Consider the following 5,714-nt stretch of genomic DNA (forward strand, 5'->3'; position numbering starts at 1 on the left):
AATCGCAAAACCATTAAGTGAACACTTTAATGTTATTAACGTTGATTTACGCAACCACGGGCTTTCTCCTCATAGTGATGAAATGAACTACCCTGCAATGGCTCAAGATATTGTCGAGTTATTAGCACATTTAAACATAGATAAAGCTCATTTAGTTGGGCATTCTATGGGTGGGAAAGTCGCAATGGAATTAGCACTAACACACCCTGAACTGGTAAATAAATTGGTTGTACTTGATATCGCACCTGTTAGTTACCCTGCTCGCCACACAAAAATATTACAAGCATTAAAAGCAGTTTCAACGCAGTCAATAGACGATAGAAAGCAAGCTGATGCAATTATGCAGCCTTATATTGAAGAGCTGGGGGTTCGACAGTTTTTACTTAAAAGCCTCGCTAAAAATGAAGAAGGTCATTTTGCATGGCGATTTAACCTAAATGTGCTTGACGAAAAATATTCGACAATCACGTCCAATGTTAATGAAAACAATTCTTGTTTATGCGATACTCTTTTCATCAAAGGTAATGATTCTGACTATATATTGCCCGAGCATCGTACTGCAATTACAGCACGCTTTAAAAACACCAAGGCTAAAATTATTCATGGCGCAGGTCATTGGCTTCATGCTCAAAAGCCTCTTGCTGTTAATAAAGCGATAAATGACTTTTTAACTGCGGTTTAAAGCAATTTTAATCGCGTGTTTTTAATTCAGCGCACTAAATATATGAATATTTATATGCTATAGTACGCGCCGTTTAATTTAAAGGTTATACGTTGATGGTCAGTCAGTTAATTAACGAATTTGATACCCTAGGGTTGTATTTTGGCTTAGCCGGTATTTTCATATTCATCGGCATGGCAATTAAAGACGTACTAAAAAGTGGCAATGTACCAAAGTTCGGACAATACATTGTTTGGGGCGTGCTCTTTTTAGGTTGTTCAGGCTTTATTGCTAAAGGGCTTATTCAAGTATTTTGGCAAGGCGCAGGTGTAGGTTAAGCATGGCGAAGTCAGAAACAGATAGAACTACACTCGATTTATTTGAATACGAAAAACGCCCAGGCAGACCTAAAACCAATCCCCTTTCTCGGGATATGCAGTTAAAGGTAAATAAACGTAATCAAATAAAAAGAGATAAAGCACGTGGTTTAAAGCGTGTTGAATTTAAAGTTTCATCGCAGTTATATCAAGCATTGAGTGATATGGCAGATGCACAAAATATTAGCCGCAGTGCGCTGATTGAAACGATTTTACAAGAAAGATTGGCTATTGATACATAAAAGGTTTTAAATCCATGGCAAGTGTAGGCATTTTTTTCGGAAGTGACACAGGTAACACAGAACACGTAGCAAAAATGATCCAAAAAGAATTGGGTAAAAAGCTAGTGGCTGTTCATGATATTGCAAAAAGCTCTAAAGAAGAGATTGCTGAATTTGATTTAATCTTATTCGGTATCCCTACTTGGTACTACGGTGAAGCTCAATGTGACTGGGATGACTTTTTTCCAGAACTTGAGGAAGTAGACTTTGAAGGTAAACTTGTTGCTATTTTTGGTTGTGGTGACCAAGAAGATTACGCTGAGTACTTTTTAGATGCAATGGGCATGATCAACGATATTGTTACTGAACGTGGCGCTATTGTTGTGGGCCATTGGCCAAGTGAAAGCTATGACTTTGAAGCGTCTAAAGGTATGGCTGATGATAAGCACTTTGTAGGTTTGGGTATCGACGAAGACCGTCAACCAGAGCTTACAGAACAACGTGTTAAAGCATGGTCTGCTCAAGTATATGAAGAAATGTGTTTAAGTGAATTAGCTGACTAATTTACTGCATATATCGCTAGCTGTTTAAATAATTATCAAACAGTTAGCGTTTTAAGCTTTAGTGGCAATATATATCAATTGTTCTTTGCACTTAACGCTTAGGCACGTTATCCTGTTTGTTGCTAATGTGTCGTGTACATCTTTGCAAGATGTCTAGTATAACCAAATAAAATTGAGACAGATTTAATGACTGATCATAACTTGGAACTTAAAAAAGCCGGTTTAAAAGTAACTTTACCGCGTATTAAAATATTAGAGATTTTACAATCTCCAGATAACCAACACATCAGTGCTGAAGATGTTTACAAAATTCTTTTGGATCTAGGTGAAGAAATTGGTCTTGCAACTGTATACCGCGTACTTAACCAATTTGATGATGCGGGTATTGTAAGCCGTCATCACTTTGAAGGCGGAAAATCAGTATTTGAACTTTCTGGAAGCACTCACCACGATCATTTAGTATGTTTGAAATGTGGCAAAGTGGTAGAGTTTGAAGATGACATGATTGAGCGTCGTCAACTAGAAATTGCTGAAGAAAATGGTATTACTCTTACAAACCATTCTTTGTATTTATACGGTGAGTGTAATGATAAAGCAGCGTGTAAAGAATTTAGCGACGCTAACAGCTAATATCGCTTTTAAAAGCAATAAAAAAACCTGCTAAATGCAGGTTTTTTTTGTGCCTAAAAGACGATAATATTGAATATACCCAGTAAATCCTGGGTATATTTTAAGTATTATACCAATCCGCAATAATACTTAATCATTTCGCGGGGCTAAACGTGTCGCTACCTGCGTTAAAAAATGCTCATTTAGAACAACTAAATAGCGAATTTTTTGCCTAGCTATCAACACGTTTTTCCAGCCTCAAAATAGATCACTTAATTAAGCGAATTGGTATTACTTATTGAGTTTTAGACCATGAATCGCGAAGACCCACTGTTTGATTAAATACAACGTTCTCTGATTTAGAATCACGAGAGAAATAACCTGTACGCTCAAACTGAAAGCCCTGCTCTGCTTGTGAATTAGCAAGCGATGGTTCTAATTTAGCATTAGGTAAAACAACCAGTGACTCCGGGTTTAGCGTAGTTTCAAATTCCTCTGCAGCTGCTGGATTTGGTACGCTAAACAAGCGGTCGTATAAACGAACTTCTGCACTAATAGACTCTGGTGCTGAAACCCAATGAATAACACCTTTTACTTTACGACCATCACTTGGGTTTTTACCAAGTGTTTCGCTGTCGTAAGTACAAAAGATAGTTGTGATTTCGCCATTTTCGTCTTTTTCAACACGCTGCGCTTTAATAACATAAGCACCACGTAAGCGTACTTCTTTATCAAGTACTAAACGTTTGAATTTGTTATTCGCTTCTTCTTTAAAGTCTTCTCGTTCAATATAGATTTCACGAGTAAATGGAACATCACGACGCCCCATTTCTTCTTTATTTGGGTGATTAGCCACTGATAAAGTTTCAACTTTATCTGCATCGTAGTTTTCAATAACGATTTTAACAGGATCGAGTACAGCCATTGCACGTGGTGCATTTTCGTTTAAGTCTTCACGGATACAGGCTTCAAGCATGCCCATTTCAACCATATTCTCTTGTTTTGTTACACCAATACGCAAACAAAATTCACGGATTGAACCTGGTGTATAACCACGACGACGTAAACCTGCAATAGTAGGCATACGAGGGTCATCCCACCCTTCTACATAGTTATTTACTACTAGATCATTTAGCTTACGCTTTGACATAATAGTGTATTCAAGATTTAAGCGCGAAAACTCAATTTGCTGTGGGTGACACTCTAAACTAATGTTATCAAGTACCCAGTCGTATAAACGACGGTTATCTTGAAACTCTAATGTACATAATGAATGTGTAATACCTTCAAGCGCATCAGAAATACAGTGAGTGAAGTCATACATTGGGTAAATGCACCACTTGTCAGCTGTTTGATGATGATGAGCAAAACGTACACGGTAAATAATTGGATCGCGAAGCACCATAAATGAGCTTGCCATATCAATTTTAGCACGCAGTACACATTCACCTTCTTTGAATTCGCCAGCGCGCATTTTCTCAAATAACGCTAGGTTTTCTTCAACTGAAGTATCTCTATAAGGACTGTTTTTACCTGGCTCTTTTAATGTACCACGGTACTGTCGTGCTTCGTCTGCAGTTAAAAAACAAACGTACGCTAAGCCTTTTTCAATAAGCTCTACTGCGTAACCATATAAAGTATCAAAATAGTTAGAAGAATACTTTATGTCGCCATCCCAATTAAAGCCTAACCACTGTACATCCTCTTTAATAGAGTTAACGTAGTTAATGTCTTCTTTTTCAGGGTTTGTATCGTCAAAACGTAGGTTACATAAACCGTTGTAGTCTTTTGCGATACCAAAATTCAAACAAATTGATTTGGCATGGCCAATATGTAAAAAACCATTTGGTTCAGGTGGAAAACGTGTATGCGTTGTCGCATGTTTGCCACTTGCTAAGTCTTCATCAATTCGGGTTCTAATAAAGTTACTTGGGCGATTCTCAATTTCCGCCATAGGAGTGTGATCCTCTAAATATTACGTAATAACAAAACTAATGCATTATTACAAAAACATACACTAACATACAGCAATAGATTAAGGTTTATTTTAGATATTGATTAACTTTAATCCACTTGTTCAATTGTTTATGAATAAAATTTGTTTTAACGCAACATTTAGGTCATCAAAGCCAATTATAGTAGCTAAATAACCTACTTTATAAGGATTCTAAGATGGCGACACTTAATCAACACCGTGTATATATTCCAACTAATGCACGCGCTAACCACTATTTATTGGCTGAAATAATACCTAATGAAGCATTTTATAATAGCTTTAGCACTATAAACTGTTGCTACGAGCGTATTGCGCGTCAATTATTTGCATGTTGTGATGAGTATGAACTGCATAATGTACATTTATTAGCAAACGATAAACTACCGGTTGTACGCTTTCATGATGAGTCATATCAACTAGAAACCGACAAGCAGATGTTGTTTTTTTATAATCCTCGTTATCACGAAGCACATAAAATTTATTACTCATCAGATATAAAAAGTAAGAAAATACGTTTCTTGTTTTTAGCCACGGGTGAAGACTTACGTGCAAACTCAGCTTTGTTTCACAATAGAGTACAAAAAGTATTGACCCTTTTACAAGAACAGTTATTTATAAATCAGCCCCAATTTAAACTTCGCGATCACCAGCATCTAACTTACGATTTATTTGCTAAAGATAAGGGAAATAAAGAGAGTTATGGATATAAACTCAGAAGCCTCTTCCCTCGCTATCAATCAAGGCAATGTAATATTCCTAGTGACTATGCTGAAATGACTTACGCAACATTTACCATTGCGGTTTCTCGGGCCATCAAAACACAGTTTCAAACAATGGTGAACAATAACGATGTGGAAAAGTTTTATGATTACTTTGCAGATAGTTTTAAACGCGCATGTGAACAAAACAAACTAACACACGGTGCAATGCTAGCTAATGGCGCAATACCCATTGTCCGAAACAGTAAAATAGATAAAAATGAAGGTAATGCAGAGTTACAAAAGTTGAGTTTTGATGTTGAATCAAATGAAAATCAAATTAAGTATTTTTATGAAGCAACAAAATTAGTAGAAACACTACATTTTGTTATTGTCGCAACGCAGCAGGATAAACATGAAATTGGTTATGGCCGCTTTATGAACCAAGTAGAGAAAACAATTCATGCATTATGTAACGAGCTGGCCATAAATAAGCAACGACAAGATTTGTCTGTACGCTTTTTTCAGCATATTAGTTATCCGTTCTAAATTTACTTCAATAACAAAAAGGCCCGCATATGCGGGCCTT

7 protein-coding genes are annotated in these 5,714 nt (G+C 36.6%); 6 read left to right on the forward strand and 1 reads right to left on the reverse strand.

The window, feature by feature from the left end; all coding sequences use genetic code 11:
* From H5072_RS10420 to fur, 5 genes are all read left to right on the forward strand, one after another.
* Positions 1-682, forward strand: a 682-nt coding sequence (locus H5072_RS10420) for an alpha/beta fold hydrolase (RefSeq protein WP_182693490.1), incomplete at its 5' end; no start/stop codon positions are given.
* Positions 683-777: 95 nt separating this feature from the next.
* Positions 778-999, forward strand: a complete 222-nt coding sequence (locus H5072_RS10425; protein WP_002962930.1) for a DUF2788 domain-containing protein — start codon at positions 778-780, stop codon at positions 997-999.
* A gap of 2 nt (positions 1,000-1,001) precedes the next feature.
* On the forward strand, positions 1,002-1,280 hold the full coding sequence (gene ybfE, locus H5072_RS10430; RefSeq protein ID WP_002962928.1) for a LexA regulated protein: 279 nt from the start codon (positions 1,002-1,004) through the stop codon (positions 1,278-1,280).
* A 14-nt stretch (positions 1,281-1,294) separates the two neighbouring features.
* Positions 1,295-1,822 (forward strand): flavodoxin FldA, encoded by a 528-nt coding sequence (fldA, locus tag H5072_RS10435; protein ID WP_007586856.1) that lies wholly within the window; start codon positions 1,295-1,297, stop codon positions 1,820-1,822.
* A 186-nt stretch (positions 1,823-2,008) separates the two neighbouring features.
* Positions 2,009-2,452, forward strand: coding sequence for a ferric iron uptake transcriptional regulator (fur, locus tag H5072_RS10440; RefSeq protein WP_002962922.1), 444 nt, complete (start codon positions 2,009-2,011; stop codon positions 2,450-2,452).
* A 274-nt stretch (positions 2,453-2,726) separates the two neighbouring features.
* Here fur and glnS read toward each other — a convergent pair whose 3' ends face one another.
* Complete coding sequence (glnS, locus tag H5072_RS10445; protein WP_024596870.1) at positions 2,727-4,385, reverse strand: glutamine--tRNA ligase; 1,659 nt, start codon at positions 4,383-4,385, stop codon at positions 2,727-2,729.
* A gap of 218 nt (positions 4,386-4,603) precedes the next feature.
* Between glnS and H5072_RS10450 the strand changes: the two genes are divergently transcribed.
* Complete coding sequence (locus tag H5072_RS10450; RefSeq protein ID WP_182693491.1) at positions 4,604-5,674, forward strand: DUF3083 family protein; 1,071 nt, start codon at positions 4,604-4,606, stop codon at positions 5,672-5,674.
* Positions 5,675-5,714: the final 40 nt, after the last annotated feature.

Origin of the sequence: Pseudoalteromonas sp. SR45-5, assembly GCF_014163565.1 — a bacterium.
Classification (GTDB): Bacteria; Pseudomonadota; Gammaproteobacteria; order Enterobacterales; family Alteromonadaceae; genus Pseudoalteromonas; species Pseudoalteromonas distincta.